This window comes from Spiractinospora alimapuensis (genome assembly GCF_018437505.1).
Classification (GTDB): domain Bacteria; phylum Actinomycetota; class Actinomycetes; order Streptosporangiales; family Streptosporangiaceae; genus Spiractinospora; species Spiractinospora alimapuensis.
Genome location: NZ_CP072467.1, coordinates 3,446,764 through 3,462,771 on the forward strand (window position 1 = coordinate 3,446,764; position 16,008 = coordinate 3,462,771).

18 protein-coding genes and 1 tRNA gene are annotated in these 16,008 nt (G+C 68.2%); 10 read left to right on the plus strand and 9 right to left on the minus strand.

Going from position 1 to position 16,008, the window contains the following annotated elements; translation table 11 throughout:
- Positions 1–77: 77 nt before the first annotated feature.
- The 3 genes from J4H86_RS15955 (at position 78) to J4H86_RS15965 (ending at position 2,579) form a co-directional block, all read left to right on the plus strand.
- A complete protein-coding gene (locus tag J4H86_RS15955; RefSeq protein ID WP_236538522.1) occupies positions 78–965 on the plus strand; it encodes a maleate cis-trans isomerase family protein in 888 nt (295 codons plus the stop codon).
- A 98-nt stretch (positions 966–1,063) separates the two neighbouring features.
- Positions 1,064–1,819, plus strand: coding sequence for a maleate cis-trans isomerase family protein (locus J4H86_RS15960; protein WP_236538523.1), 756 nt, complete (start codon positions 1,064–1,066; stop codon positions 1,817–1,819).
- A gap of 79 nt (positions 1,820–1,898) precedes the next feature.
- Positions 1,899–2,579 carry a GntR family transcriptional regulator gene (locus J4H86_RS15965; RefSeq protein WP_236538524.1) on the plus strand — a complete coding sequence of 227 codons (681 nt, stop codon included), beginning with the start codon at positions 1,899–1,901 and terminating at the stop codon, positions 2,577–2,579.
- Positions 2,580–2,706: 127 nt separating this feature from the next.
- On the opposite strand, the gene J4H86_RS15970 is transcribed toward J4H86_RS15965, so the two are convergent.
- Positions 2,707–4,176 carry an NAD-dependent succinate-semialdehyde dehydrogenase gene (locus tag J4H86_RS15970; RefSeq protein ID WP_236538525.1) on the minus strand — a complete coding sequence of 490 codons (1,470 nt, stop codon included), beginning with the start codon at positions 4,174–4,176 and terminating at the stop codon, positions 2,707–2,709.
- Between the two features lie 155 nt (positions 4,177–4,331).
- Between J4H86_RS15970 and J4H86_RS15975 the strand changes: the two genes are divergently transcribed.
- The 3 genes from J4H86_RS15975 to J4H86_RS15985 all read left to right on the plus strand — a co-directional run bounded on the left by J4H86_RS15975 (position 4,332) and on the right by J4H86_RS15985 (position 6,348).
- Entirely contained in the window at positions 4,332–5,591 is a 1,260-nt protein-coding gene (locus J4H86_RS15975; RefSeq protein WP_236538526.1) for an aspartate aminotransferase family protein, read from the plus strand.
- Positions 5,592–5,813: 222 nt separating this feature from the next.
- A tRNA-Arg gene (locus J4H86_RS15980) sits at positions 5,814–5,886 on the plus strand.
- Positions 5,887–5,985: 99 nt separating this feature from the next.
- A complete protein-coding gene (locus J4H86_RS15985; RefSeq protein ID WP_236538527.1) occupies positions 5,986–6,348 on the plus strand; it encodes a metallopeptidase family protein in 363 nt (120 codons plus the stop codon).
- Between the two features lie 33 nt (positions 6,349–6,381).
- Here J4H86_RS15985 and J4H86_RS15990 read toward each other — a convergent pair whose 3' ends face one another.
- From J4H86_RS15990 to J4H86_RS16015, 6 genes are all read right to left on the minus strand, one after another.
- Positions 6,382–7,146, minus strand: coding sequence for a class I SAM-dependent methyltransferase (locus J4H86_RS15990; protein ID WP_236538528.1), 765 nt, complete (start codon positions 7,144–7,146; stop codon positions 6,382–6,384).
- 37 nt (positions 7,147–7,183) lie between these two features.
- Positions 7,184–7,525 (minus strand): hypothetical protein, encoded by a 342-nt coding sequence (locus J4H86_RS15995; RefSeq protein WP_236538529.1) that lies wholly within the window; start codon positions 7,523–7,525, stop codon positions 7,184–7,186.
- A gap of 279 nt (positions 7,526–7,804) precedes the next feature.
- The gene (locus J4H86_RS16000) at positions 7,805–8,116 is read right to left on the minus strand and encodes a DUF6506 family protein (protein WP_236538530.1); all 312 of its coding nucleotides are present in this window, start codon (positions 8,114–8,116) and stop codon (positions 7,805–7,807) included.
- A 68-nt stretch (positions 8,117–8,184) separates the two neighbouring features.
- Positions 8,185–8,556: a MerR family transcriptional regulator gene (locus J4H86_RS16005; protein ID WP_236538531.1), complete on the minus strand. Its 372-nt coding sequence runs from the start codon at positions 8,554–8,556 to the stop codon at positions 8,185–8,187.
- An 18-nt stretch (positions 8,557–8,574) separates the two neighbouring features.
- Positions 8,575–9,381: an SDR family NAD(P)-dependent oxidoreductase gene (locus J4H86_RS16010; RefSeq protein ID WP_236538532.1), complete on the minus strand. Its 807-nt coding sequence runs from the start codon at positions 9,379–9,381 to the stop codon at positions 8,575–8,577.
- Between the two features lie 63 nt (positions 9,382–9,444).
- Positions 9,445–10,071, minus strand: a complete 627-nt coding sequence (locus tag J4H86_RS16015; RefSeq protein ID WP_236538535.1) for a response regulator — start codon at positions 10,069–10,071, stop codon at positions 9,445–9,447.
- A gap of 160 nt (positions 10,072–10,231) precedes the next feature.
- Between J4H86_RS16015 and J4H86_RS16020 the strand changes: the two genes are divergently transcribed.
- From J4H86_RS16020 to J4H86_RS16030, 3 genes are all read left to right on the plus strand, one after another.
- Positions 10,232–11,518 (plus strand): NAD(P)/FAD-dependent oxidoreductase, encoded by a 1,287-nt coding sequence (locus J4H86_RS16020; RefSeq protein WP_236538537.1) that lies wholly within the window; start codon positions 10,232–10,234, stop codon positions 11,516–11,518.
- 94 nt (positions 11,519–11,612) lie between these two features.
- On the plus strand, positions 11,613–12,833 hold the full coding sequence (locus J4H86_RS16025) for an aromatic amino acid transport family protein (RefSeq protein WP_236538538.1): 1,221 nt from the start codon (positions 11,613–11,615) through the stop codon (positions 12,831–12,833).
- 1 nt (position 12,834) lies between these two features.
- On the plus strand, positions 12,835–13,755 hold the full coding sequence (locus tag J4H86_RS16030; protein ID WP_236538540.1) for an acetamidase/formamidase family protein: 921 nt from the start codon (positions 12,835–12,837) through the stop codon (positions 13,753–13,755).
- On the opposite strand, the gene J4H86_RS16035 is transcribed toward J4H86_RS16030, so the two are convergent.
- On the minus strand, positions 13,733–14,515 hold the full coding sequence (locus J4H86_RS16035; protein ID WP_236538541.1) for an alpha/beta fold hydrolase: 783 nt from the start codon (positions 14,513–14,515) through the stop codon (positions 13,733–13,735). The two genes, J4H86_RS16030 and J4H86_RS16035, sit on opposite strands and share 23 nt — an antisense overlap.
- Before the next feature lie 148 nt (positions 14,516–14,663).
- On the opposite strand from J4H86_RS16035, the gene J4H86_RS16040 reads away from it, so the two are divergent.
- Positions 14,664–15,308: a TetR/AcrR family transcriptional regulator gene (locus tag J4H86_RS16040; RefSeq protein ID WP_236538542.1), complete on the plus strand. Its 645-nt coding sequence runs from the start codon at positions 14,664–14,666 to the stop codon at positions 15,306–15,308.
- A 60-nt stretch (positions 15,309–15,368) separates the two neighbouring features.
- On the opposite strand, the gene J4H86_RS16045 is transcribed toward J4H86_RS16040, so the two are convergent.
- Positions 15,369–15,959, minus strand: coding sequence for a peptidoglycan-binding domain-containing protein (locus tag J4H86_RS16045; protein ID WP_236538543.1), 591 nt, complete (start codon positions 15,957–15,959; stop codon positions 15,369–15,371).
- Between the last annotated feature and the right edge of the window lie 49 nt (positions 15,960–16,008).

Sequence of the window (16,008 nt, forward strand, 5' to 3'; positions counted from 1 at the left end):
CCGCGACCAATTGTTCATGCCCCCACGGGGGCGCCAGGGGGAACCGCCAGGACGCGAACGAAGGAGGTGAGTGACCAATGCGGACCGATCGGCTGGCCGGATACCAACCGGATGAGACCGACCAGGAGGAGCGGGTCATCCAACGCCGAGCCGCTTGGACAGCGGAACCGGTGACCATCATCCCGGCCGCGGGGGAGCCGACTCGCGACAGGTTCGTCGAGTTCGTCACTCCGGTGGAGCCACCCGGCCAGTCCGGCGTGGGCATCGTGGCACCATTCGACTTCGCCCTTGATCGGGAGCTGTGGCGATGGACGCCCGACAACGTATCCCTCTACGTCACCCGCCTGCCGTACACCACGGCGCCGGTGACGGTGGAGATGGCGTCGTCGCTCGCCGATGACGAGAACGTGGCGCGCGCGACCCAGGACCTGCTCGTCCCCGAGCCCCTCGTGGTCGCCTTCGCCTGTACGTCAGGCAGCTTCATCAACGGGCGTGAGGGCCAGGCCCGGTTACAGAACAGCATTACGGGTGCCGGCGCTCCCGCCGCGGTGACCACCTCGGGCGCGATGGTCGACGCGCTCAAGGCGCTGGACGTCAGCAAGGTCGCCATCGTGACGCCGTACGTGGACAGCGTGACCGAACGCCTCCTGCACTACCTCTCCGAGCACGGCGTGGAGAGCGTGTCCAGCGTCGGTCTGGGTCTGCTGAACCACATCTGGCGGGTCAGCTACTCCGAGGTCGTCCAGGCGGTCCGCGACGTGGACCGCCCCGAGGCCGAGGCGGTGTTCATTAGCTGTACCAACGTACTGACCTACGACATCATCGCTCCGCTCGAGCGGATGTTGGGAAAACCCGTCCTCACCGCCAACCAGGTGACCATGTGGGGCGCGCTGAACACCATCGGTCGCCAGGCGATCGGGTACGAGCAGCGGCTCATCGAGGACACAGCTCAGACGGACGTCTGAGAACCGAGTAGGACGACCGGGCGGAACACACTGCCCGGTCCGTTTGTGACCGGTCCTTACCGAGCGACCGGTCACCCATCAGCGTGAAGGGAGACCGCGTGGGCACCACGAGTCAGACGATCGGGTTCCTCTACCCCGGATACAGCGCCGAGGACGACTACCCCGCCTACCAGGAACTTCTCGGTGGGACACCCGAGCTGCGCGTCGTGCACACACTGATGCGCGAGGACGCGCACCGCGTGGACGCGCTCCTCGACGTCGGCGGTGCCGACGTGCTCGCCGAGGGCGCACGTCAGCTCACGGGCGCCGCGGCGGTGGTCTGGGCCTGCACCAGCGGAAGCTTCGTCTTCGGATGGCAGGGGGCCGAGGAGCAGGTCGCCGGCGTGGCCGACGCGTCGGGGGTTCCCGCCTCCAGCACGTCGTTCGCCTTCGTGAACGCGGCCCGACACCTCGGCGTCCGACGTGTCGCGGTCGCCGCCACCTACCCGGAGGACGTCGCGGGACACTTCCGGGAGTTCCTCGCCACCGCCGGCATCGAGGTCCTGTCCCTCTCCAGCCGTGGGATCGTCACCGCGGCCGAGGTCGGACTGCTGGAGCGGGCCGACGTCATCGACTTCATCAGTGAGAACGACCACCCTGAGGCCGACGCCGTCCTCGTCCCGGACACGGCGCTGCACAGCGCGGGCCTCCTCGCCGATGCGGAGAAGCGGCTCGGCAAGCCCATCCTCACCGCGAACCAGGTGAGTGTGTGGGAGGGAATGCGTCTGGCGGGCGAACCCCTCCAGCGGGACGGACTCGGTCAGCTCTTCGCCAGTGAGGCCCCGGCCGCCACCACGGCGGTACTGCCGGGCTGACCGTCACTCAACTACCAACCGACGAAGGCAATCCGGACAAACCGGTAATTTAGGACAATAAGGCAGGTGATGGAATGTTATGAGTGCTCCTGGAAATCTTGTCCCCGTCCCCCGGAAGTCCACGGCCGCGCTGATCGCCGATCAGTTGCGGGCGGCGATCATGAGCGGTGTCCTGGCTCCCGGGGACCAACTGGGCGAGACGGAGCTCGCGACTCGGCTCGGCGTGAGCCGTGGCCCCCTGCGCGAGGCAATGCAACGTCTCGTCCAGGAAGGACTGCTGCGTTCGGAACGACACCGGGGGCTGTTCGTCATCGATCTGACGCACAACGACGTACGGGACATCTACACCGCCCGATTGGCAGTGGAACGCTGTGCCTGCGAACTGGTGATGCGCGGCAACCGCGGCGAGGCCGTCGCACGGCTCACCGAGGCGCTCACCCGACTCCGGGAGGCCGCCCGAACCAGGGACCGGCTCGCCATGAGCGAGGCCGACCAGGCGTTCCACCAGACCCTCGTGAGTTCCTCGGGTAACTCCCGACTGGAACGCATGACCGAGACCCTGCTCGTGGAGACACGGATGTGCCTCACCGCGATGCAGAAGGTCTACCCCGAGCCCGCGGAACTCGTGGAGGAGCACGAGAAGCTCGTCGACGCCATCTCCGACGGCGACGAGGAGCTTCTTCTGCGCCTCATCGAGGAACACATGACTGACACCGTGCAGCGCATGAACCTACGCCACGACGACCAGCAGGCCAGTTGACGGGAGGGGCACCCCGCACACCACGCGGGGTGCCCCCTTTCACGTTCTCGCCCCGTTCGATCGGTCGCCTGGACGGAACCGGCTCCCCTCTCCGGAGAGCCGGTCCATCAGTGTCACCGTTCCGGGGTCAGACGTTCCCGATCCCGACGTACTTCAGGTCCAGGAACTCGTCGATCCCGACCCGGCCTCCCTCGCGGCCGAGGCCCGACTGCTTCACCCCACCGAAGGGCGCGGCCGGGTTGGACACCACTCCCTGGTTGAGGCCGACCATTCCGGTCTCCAACGCCTCGCTGACCCGCAGGGACCGCGCGAGGTCCTGCGTGAAGACGTAGCTCACCAGACCGAACTCGGTGTCGTTGGCGAGCGTGATCGCCTCCTCCTCCGAGTCGAAGGTGAGAACCGGAGCCACAGGGCCGAAGATCTCGGTGGTCGACAGCTTGCTGGAGGGTTGGACGTCAGCGAGAACGGTCGGACGGTAGTAGTACCCGTCACCGTCGCCCCGCTCACCGCCGACCAGCACCCGCGCCCCGCGCTCGACCGCGTCGTCCACCAGCCCCTGCACCTTGTCCAACGCGGCGGAGTCGATCAGCGGACCGACCTGGACACCGTCCTCGGTGCCGCGCCCGACAGTGAGGGCCCCCATCCGCGCGCTCAGCCGCGTGGAGAACTCCTCGGCGACGCTGGAGTGCACGTAGATACGGTTGGCGGCGGTGCACGCCTCACCGATGTTGCGCATCTTGGCCTGCATCGCGCCCTCGACCGCGGCGTCGAGGTCGGCGTCCTCGAACACCAGGAACGGCGCGTTCCCGCCCAGTTCCATGGACGTACGCAGAACCTTCTCCGAGGCCTGCCCCAGCAGCAGTCGCCCGACGGCGGTGGAGCCGGTGAACGACAGTTTCCGGATCCGCCCGTCCTTGATCAGCGGTTCGCTGACCTCTCCGGCGCTCGTCGTCGGCAGGACGCTCAGCACGCCCTCGGGCAGCCCGGCCTCGCGCAGGATGTCGGCGAGGGCCAGCGCGGACAGCGGGGTCTGCTGCGCCGGCTTCAGCACCATGGTGCAGCCGGCGGCCACGGCCGGTCCGATCTTCCGCGTCCCCATGGCCATGGGGAAGTTCCACGGAGTGATCAGCAGGCAGGGGCCGACCGGCTGACGCATGAGAAGAAAACGCGACTGGCCATTTGGGGCGACCGAATAGCCACCATCGATGCGGACCGCTTCCTCGGCGAACCACCGGAAGAACTCCGCGGAGTAGGCGATCTCACCCTTGGCCTCGGCCAGGGGCTTGCCCATCTCCAACGTCATCAGCAGGGCGAGGTCGTCCTGCCGCTCCAACAGGAGGTCGTAGGCACGGCTGAGGATCTCGCCGCGCTGGCGCGGTGGATACTTGGCCCAACTGTCCTGGGTCGCGGCGGCGATGTCGAGGGCGGCGCGGGCGTCCGCCTCACCGGCGTCGGCCACCTCACACAAGGTTCGTCCGGTGGAGGGGTCCTCGACGGCGAACGTCCGCCCGGTCGAGGCGTCCCGCCACTGACCGCCCATGAAGAGCTGCTTTGATACCTGGTCGACGACCACGGATTCACGTTCCGTCACTGCCATGCCCAACCCTTTCCAGCAGCGTCGGGGAAACATCCCAGTTCAGGCCCGGATTTACGGGTTACCAGGGAGTTTCCTGGACACGATGTCTGTCGCGTTCGCGATGCACGCAGTATATTGTCAACAATCCTACTAACCGTTGGGAACGAGGTTCGAGAATGGCTGAGGAGACGGCCCAGCTCTCCGCGCGACTGAAGCAGGCTACGCCGGTGCTCGCCGCTCGCGGCGAGGGCGTGTATCTGTACGACGAGGACGATCGTCGCTACCTCGATTTCACGGCAGGAATCGGGGTCACGAGCACTGGACACTGCCACCCCCGGGTGGTCGAGGCCGCGCAGAACCAGGTCGCCACGCTGATCCACGGCCAGTACACCACGGTTATGCACCGTCCCCTCCTGAAGCTCACCGAACGACTCGGCGAGGTTCTTCCGGCCGGCATCAACCGCCTGTTCTACGTCAACTCCGGCAGTGAGGCCGTGGAGGCCGCGCTGCGCCTCGCCCGTCAGGCGACCGGCCGGCAGAACGCGATCGTGTTCCAGGGGTCCTTCCACGGGCGCACGATGGCCGCGGCGTCGCTGACCACCTCGGGGGTCAAGATCCGGGCCGGGATCGGCCCGCTGATGCCGGGAGTCGCCGTCTCCCCGTTCCCCTACGCCTACCGGCTGGGAATGACGGAGGACGAGGCGACCGAGTACGCGCTGCGGGAGCTGGACTACCTGTTCGCCACGGTGAGCGCGCCGCAGGACACCGCCGCGTTCTTCATCGAGCCGGTCCTCGGCGAGGGCGGATACGTCCCGGTGCCGCCCGCCTTCCTGCAGGGACTACGGGAGCGGGCCGAGCGACACGGGATCCTGCTGGTCGCGGACGAGGTCCAGACGGGATTCGGACGCACCGGAACCTTCTGGGGGCACGAGCACGCCGGCATCAGCCCTGACGTGGTGATCACCGCGAAGGGTCTGGCCAGTGGCTTCCCGATCTCGGCCATCGCCGCCCCGGCGGACATCATGGACAAGGCATGGCCGGGCTCCCAGGGAGGCACCTACGGCGGAAACGCGGTCGCGTGCGCTGCCGCGCTCGCCACCCTGGACGTGATCCAGGACGAGAAGCTGGTGGAGAACGCCGCCCAGATGGGCCGTCGACTGCGCCAGGGTCTGGAGAAGGTCGCCTCCACGAGCCCGGTCATCGGGGACGTCCGGGGAATCGGCCTCATGCAGGCGTCGGAGTTCGTGGACGCCGACGGCCAGCCCGACGCGGACTCCGCCACCCGTGCCCACAAGGCCGCCGCCGACGCCGGCCTCCTCCTGCTGACCTGTGGTCCCCACGGCAACGTGGTCCGCATGATCCCCCCCCTGGTCGTCAACGCCGACCAGGTCGACGCCGCCGTCCAGATCTGGGACGACGCCGTCAACGGCCTGTGACCCACAGCCCGAACCAGTCGAACCCCCATGGCTCCCACCCAGAGCCGGCGGCGAAGACACCGAGTGCCCCTGGTGACACCCACCAGGGGCACTCCCCTATCCCGTCCCACCGCCACCCCGACGGCGGCGGTTACGCCGGAATAATGTGGTGTCAGCCCACTGTGCGCCCGTGGTAAAGTTGTCACCGTTGCCAGTTGGCGCAGGTCAACCGGCAGAACAACTGCACTCGTAGCTCAACGGATAGAGCATCTGACTACGGATCAGAAGGTTGGGGGTTCGAATCCTCCCGAGTGCGCCGCCTTGAGACAGCGCGACGAAGGCCCCGAGCAGAGGAAACTCACTCGGGGCCTTCGTCGTTTCGCGTCCGGCCCTGGGTCCTGGGTAGATCCCTCGCATGGACACTGGAGCGATGGGCGCGCAGGAGTTCGAGGACCTGGTCAGTGCGTCGTTCGCCGAGTTGCCCGCATGGGTACGGAGAGCGGTGTCGGACGTGGCGCTGATGACGGATGACGACCCGCCCGCTGACTGGACTGGTCCCGGCCAGCTCTTGGGGCGGTTCTCCGGGGTTCCGACGACGGCACGCGGTGAGCGCGCCGGCGGGAGCCTGCCCAACCGCATTGAGCTCTACCGCGTTCCGATTCTGCGAGTGTCCCACTCCCGCATGGAGGTGGTGGAGCAGATTCGTCGAGTGCTCCGGCACGAGATCGGCCACGCTCTTGGCCTGGGAGACGAGCGCCTCCGGGAGCTTGACTACTGACCGACGGCCCTCCCTCCGGGAGCTCACACCCGCTCACCCGGCTTTCTCGACCTCGACGAGGAAGCGGGTGGAGTGGGCCACGAAGGAACCGTCGCGGTTGATCTGGTCGTGGAGGTCCTCGAGTCGGTCGCGGTAGCGCTCGACGGTGAAGTCGGGCACGGTCCAGATCACCTTTCGCAGAAAGTAGACCACCGCCCCCACGTCGAAGAACTCCATGCGCAGACGTTCGGAGCGCAGGTCCCGAACGGTGAGCCCGGCCGTGGCGGCCTCGGCGGTCTCGTCGTCGGGATGCCGGCGACGACGCACGTCCTCAGGCTGGGGTCCGAGGAAGAACTCGACGAGCTCGAACGCGGTCGCGGGACCGACATGCTGCGCGAAGTAGGTTCCCCCCGGCCTGAGGACCCGTGCGATCTCCGACCACCACACGGTGGCGGGGTGCCTACTGGTCACCAGATCGAACGCACCGTCGGCGAACGGGAACGGTGGCTCCTCGGGGGCGGACACGACCACCACACCGCGCGGGTGGAGTCGAGCGGCGGCTCGGGCGACGTTCGGTGGCCACGCCTCCGTCGCCGCCATGGTGGGCGGGAACGCCGGGACCGTGGCGAGGACCTCCCCGCCCCCGGTCTGGAGGTCCAGGGCGCTGGTGACCGTCGCCAACCGCGCCGCGAGGAGACGGTGGTACCCCCACGACGGCCGCTCCTCCGTGGCGCGCCCGTCCAGCCACGAGAAGTCCCACCCGTCCACGGACGCGGTAGCGGCCTCGGTCACCAGGTCGGCGAAGGTTCTGGAAGGCATCGACGTGAGCTCTCTTCCTGGTCGTGTCCGGGCGGCCTCACACCCCCATCGGTGTGTTGATCAGCGCGATGGCCCCGACGAGGAACAGCACGACGTAGAGGGCCAGCATGGTCCATCGTGCCGGCGTGAACGTCGGCCGCCTCGGAAGCAGCCACCCGACGACGACCGGGAGCAGACCCGCTCCCAGCATAGCCCTCCCGACACCACGGTACGCCTCGGCCCGCGGGCATCCGTCCGCGCCACAGCTCGCGAGCGCCATGGCGGAGATGCCGAGAAGTGAGATGAGGACGATGGAGCCGGGGATGAGGAGCACGGTGGTGATGAGGGGCGGGAGCCACCACAAGTGGGCCCGCGGTGGGGGAGTTGGCGCGGGGTACATGCCTCCAGTGCAACACACCCGTTAGCCGGTCGCGCCCTTAGGGCCCCCGGGACCCTCGGGGCGTTCCGCTCCTTCGGTCTCGCCGGTCCGGGTGCGGAGAACACCTCCTGGTAGACCTCGGCCGTGCGCACCCACGTCGGCGTCGGAGCCTCTCCCCCAGGCCACCGTGCCCATCGGGGTTCTCACTCCCCGACGGGCATCGTGAGAACACATGCCCCCTAGTGCAACACACCCGTTAGTTAGGCCATGTTCGGCGCGGGGCGCGCGAAGCCCCCCGCCTCAGTCCGTGAACTGCTCGGCGTAGGCCGCGGCGGGCCGTATGGCGTCGACTGAGTAGGTGACGTGTCCGACCGCGACCCGGTCACCGACCTCGGCGATCACCGCGGCGACGGTGGCCGTGGCGAACCCGCCGCACAGCTCGATCAGGCTGACCCCCTCCCGCTCCACCAGCTCCTTGGCGACCCGCGGGGCGTCGGCTTGGTCGGCCACGGGCACGAGGAGCGTACGTTGGCCGGCGCGGTCGATGACGGTGCGATCGGCGCTGGGGTCGGTGTCGGGGTGCTCGAAGACGCTCGCCCAGGTGGTGTTCATGGTGGATGCCTCTCGTCGGTGGTGATCTCGTGGACGGGACCACGTTAGAACTTCAAGCAACCTTCAGGTCAAGGTGTCCGTGGGGTCTCTCCCGCCTCCGTCCGGTCGAGTGCCGCGGCGAGCCGGTCCCGTACCTCGATCTGCGCCGCGATGCGATCGTTCAGGGTGGCCAGCCGGGTGCGCGCGAGCGCCAACTTCTCCGGGTCGGGCGGCGCGGCGGCGACGTCTCCGTCCAGGCAGGGCAGGAACTCCCGCACGTCGGCGAGGGTCAGGCCGACCGACACCAAGTGAGCGATGTTGGCGACGCGGGTCACCGCCCCGTCCGGATAGACGCGGTAGCCGTTGCCCGCACGCGTTGAGGTGACGAGGCCAGCCTGCTCGTAGTGCCGAACGGCCCGGGCCGAGACCCCGGCACGTTTCGCGACCTCACCGATGTACACCTGGCACCTCCGCCCGGATTATGCCACCACGGCACCTCCGTCCACGGGGAGCACGACGCCGGTGACGAAGCTCGCGGCGGGGGAGAGCAACCGGGTCACGGCCCAGGCCACCTCGTCCGGTTCGCCTCGGCGCCCCAAGGGTGTCCGCTCGACCTGCCACCGGCGGATCTCCTCCTGTCGTTCCGGCGGGATCCCGTTGTTGTCACCGATCGTGGTATCCACCGCTCCCGGTGCGACGGCCACCACGCGGACGCCCCGCGGGGCCAGTTCCACGGACCAGCTCCTCGTCAGCGACTCCAGAGCCGCCTTGGACGCGACGTAGGGTCCGCTGCCGGCCCATCCCCGCTGTCCGACCGAGGTGGAGACGTTGACGATCACGCCGTTCCCCCGCTCCAGGTGGGGGAGGGCGGCTCGGCTGAGCAACATCGGGGCGACTACGTTGGTCTCCCACAGCGGTGCCGTACTTTCGCGGGTGGTCTCGGCCAGTGGACCTCCACCCAGCACCCCGGCGTTGTTGACCAGCCCATCCAACCGCCCGAAGGACTCGAGCGCGGCGTCCACGATCCGGTCAGGGGCGTCCGGGTGGGTGATGTCGGCCGTGAGGGGGATGACGGAGTCGGAGTCGTCGGCTGTCGCCCGCAGCGGTTCGAACCGCCGCCCGACGGCCAGCACCCTCGCACCCGAGCGGGCGGCCCGACGCGCGGTCGCCCGCCCGATCCCGCTGCCCGCGCCCGTGACCACGATGGCCATTCCGCGCAGGGAGCCGTCCCCGCGCTCGGTGTCCGCTTCCTCGGCCGACACCTGCGTGTTCCTCACGATGTCCATGCGGAGAGACTGCGACATTGACGCTGACGTCAAGGTCAAGTCGCCGACCGGAGATGCCTGTGCTCAGGAGGCCGTGTCCAGGAACAGTTCCTGGCGGCTACGCAGCCCGAGCTTGCTCAGAATGTTGCTGACGTGCGTCTTCACCGTGGGGAGCTCGATGAAGAGCTCGTGGGCGATCTGCGCGTTGGTGAGGTGCTGCAGCATGAAGCCCAACACCTCCCGCTCCCGCTGGGTGAGCCCGGACCGTTCGACCGCCGCCGCCAGCCGGGCCGACTGGTCCTGGGTCTCCGCTCCCAACAGCCAGGTGCGGCGTCCCGCGCTGGTCGACCGGATGGTGTCGAGCAGGCGGGCGGAGTCCTCACCCTTGTGGACGAAGCTGTCGGCACCGGACAGGAACGAGGCGGAGGCGTCCTGTGAGGAGTTGTACGAGGTGTAGATGAGCACCCGCACGCGCTGCGGCAGTGCCTTCAGCTCCCGACACAGCTCGACGCCCCGGGGTTCGCCCCCCAGTCGCAACGGAAGGATGACGAGGTCCGGGGAGAAGCTGCGGACGGAGACGAGCGCGCTCTCGGCGGCGGCGACCTCCGCGACCACGCGCATGTCCGGCTGGGCGTCGATCACCGTCTTGAGGCCGAGACGCACGACCGGATGGTCCTCGACGAGGAGGATGTCGATCACTCGCTGTCCCACGTGCACCTCCGCGGCGGACGAATCCCCCGAAACCAACCTCCTACGTTACCGGTGTAACGGCTCCGACCAGCAATCTCGTTCCTTAAGAATGATCACATTGCTCCAACGGGGACCTAACGTCTGCGTAGCCGACCCGTCCCAGTAGAGGAGTGATGTGACCGTGCCTGCGACCTCAGCCGATGTCGTCGTGATCGGTGCCGGCAATGTGGGTGCCGCCATCGCGTATGAGGTGGCGTCTCGCGGCGCGTCCGTCATCGTGGTGGAGGCGGGGGAAGACGTCGGCAACGGGTGCTCCTACGCGAACGCGGGTCTCCTGGCACCGAGCCACGTCGAACCGCTCACCACGCCGAAGAACGTGTTGTCGGGCATGCGCTACATGTTCCAGCCGGACAGCCCGTTCCACATCCACCCCGCGCCGCGGCTCGCGCCGTTCTTCGCCCGCTTCGTTCGGTCCTCCGGCCCGGGACGTGCCCGGGAACTGACGGCCCGCATGCAGGAACTGGCGATGTACAGCACGAACCGGCACCGGGACTACGCCGAGCGCGGCCTGGACACCGGGTACCGGGCGGACGGCGCCCTGGACGTGTTCCTCACCGAGAAGGCGTTGAGCGCCGCCGCCGGGAAGCTGGGCTCGTCGGTCGAGCGCAGCGAGCTGCTGAGCGCCGACGAGGCCCGCGAGCGGGAGCCCGCCCTGGGAGAGATCGCCGGAGCCGTGCTGCGTCCGGACGAAGCACAGGTCGGTTCGCAGCAGTTCGTCCGCGCGACGTTGAAGGCCGCGGAGGAGCACGATGCGGAGATCCGCTGGGGAACCCAGGCCCGCCTCCTTCCAGCACCGCACGGTCGTATCCGTGGGGTCGACACTCCGGACGGGAGGATCGTGGCCGACACCTATGTCGTCGCGGCCGGCCTCGGCAGCAGTCGCCTCTGCGCGAACGTTGGCGTCAACATGCCCATGGAGGGCGCCAAGGGCTACGTCGTCGACCTGGAACTCGAGGGGCGGGGGCCGGCGATGCCGCTGTCCTTCCGCGAGCCGAAGGTCGTCGCCACCCCCTACGCGGACCGTCTGCGCCTGTGCGGCACCTTGGAGCTTGGCAGTGACCCCCGCGCCGTGACCGCATCCCGCGTGAACACGATCCGGGCGGCGGGCCACAAGGGACTGCCCAACCTACGGGTCCGGCGCACCATCCAGACGTGGGCCGGGTTGCGGCCCTGCACCGCGGACGGTGTCCCCTCCATCGGCCGTAGCGCCATCCGCAAGGAACTCGTCGTCGCCGCCGGGCACGGAATGTGGGGCCTCGTCCTCGCACCGGTGACGGGTGAGCTCATCGCTCGGGGCATCGTCGAGTCCGCGCCCACGATGCACGAGGCCGCTTTCTCACCGGACCGGTTCGGCCGGACGCGCATCTCCTCATCCCTCGGGGATGAGCGCCGCCCGCTCGCCGCCTGAGCGCGGCCTTTCCCGCACCGTCATCCCCCACACGCGCCCGCGCAGGAACATGCGCCGACCTGGGAGCGTGCTCCTAAGAGAGGATCCACCGTCCATGTCCAAACAAGCGACCGGCCGTCTCGGGTTGAAACCCGAGACGATCACCTTCTGGCAAGGTGTCGCCATCATCTTCGGCGCCAACATCGGCGCGGGAATCCTGAGCCTGCCCTACGGGGCACGCAACGGTGGCTTCCTGGCGCTTCTGGTGGCGCTGACCATCGCCGGAGTGCTGACCACGATCTCCATGCTGTACGTGGCGGAGGTCTCGCTGCGCACGAAGGAGCCCCTGCAGCTGGCCGGTCTGGCCCGTAAGTACCTGGGCAACGTGGGCTCGTGGCTCATCTTCGCGGGTGTGGTGATCAACGGCCTCGGGGCCATCACCGGATACGCGAACGCCAGTGGGGACATCCTCGCGGACCTGATCGGGATCCCCGAACTCGCGGGCAGAGTCCTCTTCTTCGTCGCGGGCCTCGTCGTGATCTGGCTCGGCCTCAAGGCCACGGGCCGCTCCGAGCAGGCCATCACGATCAGCATGCTGGCCATCATCCTGATCCTCATCGGGTGGACCTTCGTCGGCGGCGTCCACGTCGAGAACCTGCTCTTCGTGAACCCGTACTTCGTGGTTCCGATCATGAACCTCGCGGTCTTCGCCTTCATCGCGCAGTACACCGTTCCGGAGCTGGCGCGTGGCCTGGCCGCGCACTCGCCGCGCAAACTGCCCGGCGCCGTTGTCGGCGGGATGTGCGCCACCGGATTCCTGCTGGTCCTCGTGCCCCTGGCGGCCCTGGGCATGCTGGGCGCCGACGGCGTCACCGAGGTCATCACGATCGCGTGGGGGACCGGGCTTGGTCCGGTCGCCTACTACCTCGCGAACGCCTTCGCCTTGCTGGCGATGCTGACCTCGTTCTGGGCCATCGGCCTGACCCTCATGAGCAACGTGTTCGACCGGTTCAACTGGCCCGCGCACAACGCCCCTGGTTACCGGCTCGCCGCGATGGCGCTGATCGCCGTTCCGCCGTTCATGATCGCGACGTTCAAGTTGGCGGGCTTCGTGTCCGCCCTGGGCTACGCCGGAGGGTTCGCCGGTGCGATCATGTCGATCGTGCCGGTACTCATGCTGCGCAAGGCCCGCCAGTACGGCGACCAGGATCCGGCGTGGCAGGCAGGGAAGATCTCGCACCCGATCGTGCAGGGCGTCCTCATCACCGTGTTCGGACTCGGCTTCCTGTACTCGCTGCTGTCCGCGACCGGTCTCGTGCCCGAGGGCTGGAGCTGACATGCGGGTCTTCACCGCGGACTCCGCGGTGACGGAGTTCTCGCCGCGCTTCGGCGCGGCGGGAACGGTCGCCTTCGGTGAGAGCTTCGTCCTGCGGACCGTCGACTGTTACGACGGGCAGATCGCCACGAGCGACACGCTTCGCCCCGGCATCGACATGGCACGCTTCAACCGCGCCACGGGCCCGGTGGCGGTCGCCGACGCGCGACCCGGCGAATGGGTCCGCGTCGTCATCGAGCGCATCGACGTGGCGGGGGACGGGGTGATGGCGATGACGCCCGGGCTCGGTGTCCTCGGCGACCGTGTTCCCGACTCCTCGACCCGAATCCTCCCGGTGCGCGGGGGGAAGGCCTGGCTCACCCCCGATGTCGGGGTACCGCTGCGACCCATGGTGGGCATCCTCGGGGTCGCCACGGCGAGCGAGACGGTGCCGTCCTCCACTCCCGGGTCACACGGCGGAAACCTGGACACCCGCGTGCTGACTCCGGGGGCCTCCCTGGCGCTGCGGGTGAACCAACCGGGCCTCGGCCTGGCCGCGGGGGACCTACACGCGGCCATGGGGGACGGCGAACTCGGCGGTACCGGGATCGAGATCGGTGGGGAGGTCCAACTCCGGGTGGAGCGCCTTCCCGGCCACGACGGCACCTGGCCGCTGGTCCTGTCGCCCGAGGGGGTCTCCGTGCTGGCCTCGTGCGCGACGCTCGACGAGGCCATCCGCGAGGGTTTCGCCGAGGCGGTGCGCCTCATGGCGCACTGGCACGACCTCCCGTGGCCGGATGCCTATCGCCTGACCAGCGTCGTGTGTGACCTCCGCGTCAGTCAGGTCGTGAATCCCCGCGCGACGGCACGGATCGCGCTTCCGGCCGAGTGGTGTCCCGGTTCGTTCGCCGCCCCGGGGGCTACCAGTCGAGCTCTCGGATGAAGTCCCAGACGACGCGGTTGAACGTCTCGGGCTGGCACAGGTTGGTGGGGTCGAAGGAGTTCTCCACCACGCGAAGCCGCGAGTCTGGGAGGGCGTCGACGATCCGCTGGGACAGTGGCCGGAGCCAGGGAGAGTCAGCGACGATCGCTAGTGCCGGCGAGCGAACCCGTGACAGCTCCGACGTCATGTTGACCCAGTTCAACGCGTAGCGAAGCTTGACGGTCTCCACCCTGCGGATCGACGCCAGTCCGTCCTCCATCACCGAGAGCGCGTCAGGCCAGGGCGCGTACAGACGCCTGATCGCGGGTCGCATGAGACCGGGAAACAGCCACAGCCATCCAGTCAGTTCCATGGCGACACGGTTGACGGTGGTGGGTATCGAGTGCGGGCGCGTCTCGCTGAAGGAATCGACCGTGATCAGGCCGGCCGTTCGGTCGGGATAGTCCACCGCGAATCGCTGCGCGAGCACGCCGCCGTAGCTCACTCCACACACGACTGCGCGCTCCACGTCGAGCTGGTCCAGAAGCGCAACGATGTCATTGGCCTGGCGCCGGAGGAGTCCACGCCAGCCATGCAGCCGCGAGGACGTTCCGACGCCACGTGGGTCCAGGGCGAGCACCCGGTAGCCGGAGGACAACACCTGGATCTGTTCCCGCCAGATGGTGTGCGAGTACCCCAGTGGTGGGAGGAGCACGACGGCGGCCCCCTGCCCCTGATCCACGTACCGGACGAAGCCGTCAGCGATGTCCATGGACCTCATCGCCCACCTCCTTTTTGACGAATCAGTCAAAATTGACTGTCCCGTCAAACTCTACGATCGGGCCGCGTACGGTTCAACACCGCCCCACCACGCGGGCGCATAGGCTGACGAGAGCCAGGACAGTGGAGAGGAAGGCATGGAGGCATCCGTGACTGGCCATGCGCCGGGGAACGCTCTCCCATCCCGGCGCCAACGGCAACAGCGGCGTAAACGCGCGGCGCTGCTGACCGCCGCCAAGGAGATATTCCAACGGCAGGGCCTCGCGGGGGCCACGATCAGTGGCATCACCGAACGTGCCGACGTCGCGCACGGGACGTTCTACAGCTATTTCTCCGGCAAGGACGAGATCTTCACCGAGATCGTCACTGTCGTTCTCGATGACCTGCTCGCCTGCCTCCATGACATCGGCGAGGCACACAGCGCCAAAGAACGGCTGCTCGCGGGCATCGGAAGGCTCTACGAACGTTGCGCGCGGGAACGAGAGATCGTCCTCGCGCTGCACCAGGCCAGCCAACTACGCACCCAGTTCGTGATCACCTGGGAGAGTTTTCGGACCCGGCTCCGGGAACTCGTCGCACAGGACCTGGGATGGCTCAGTCGCAACGGATTCATCAGGCCTCTGCAGAATGATCTCGTTCCCACCGTCATCGCACGCATGGTCGAAGGCGTCGTGCTCGAGATCGTCGGTCGGCCGGATGCCGACGTCGAGGCACTGACGGTCACAACCGTCCAGCTCTATTACGACGCCGTGTTCCGACCCGCGACAGGTGAGGACGACATCATGCTCGAATGAAACGGGTGGCCCGGTTCGCTGAACCGACCAGGCCACCCGTTCGCAACGTCAGCCGAGACCTCAGCCCTCGTCCAGGGTGTCGTAGTCCTGGTACTTCACGACCGCCTCGAAGGTCAACGGGCCGTACTTGCCGTCGACGTCGATGTCGTGGAACTCCTGCGCGGCCGCGACGGCCTGCTCGGTTCCATCGCCGTACTGGCCGTCGACCGTGATGTGCGCCTGGTACTTGGCGTTCATCTGACGCTGGATCATCTCGACCACGTGTCCCTCGTCTCCGGGGACCCAGGCCTTCCCACCCGCGAACGCCTCCTCCGTCAGCCTGTCCCAGGTGTCCTGGTCGAGGCTTCCCGTCACATCGAGGCCTTGGTCCTCCTGGAACGCCTCGACCTGGGCCACCACGCTCTCGTCGAAGGCGTTGTCCAGGTTCGCCAGTTCGTACCCCAGGTAGTGCAACTGGTGCTTGGCCGCGCGCACGTCGACGTTCTCGTCTCCGATGGAGTACTCCGGCCACGCCTCGGCCTGGATCTCCGCGACGACCTCAGGGTCGGTGTTCGGACCGTCGGCCAGCGCCGGCGTCACCCCCAGGAAACCCGCCGCCCCAAGGAATCCCCCCGCTACGACCGAAGCCAGCACACGCCGTCCCTTGCTCATGACATCCCCCTCGTGATTCGTGGGTCGATCGGTACACACGGGGAGATGC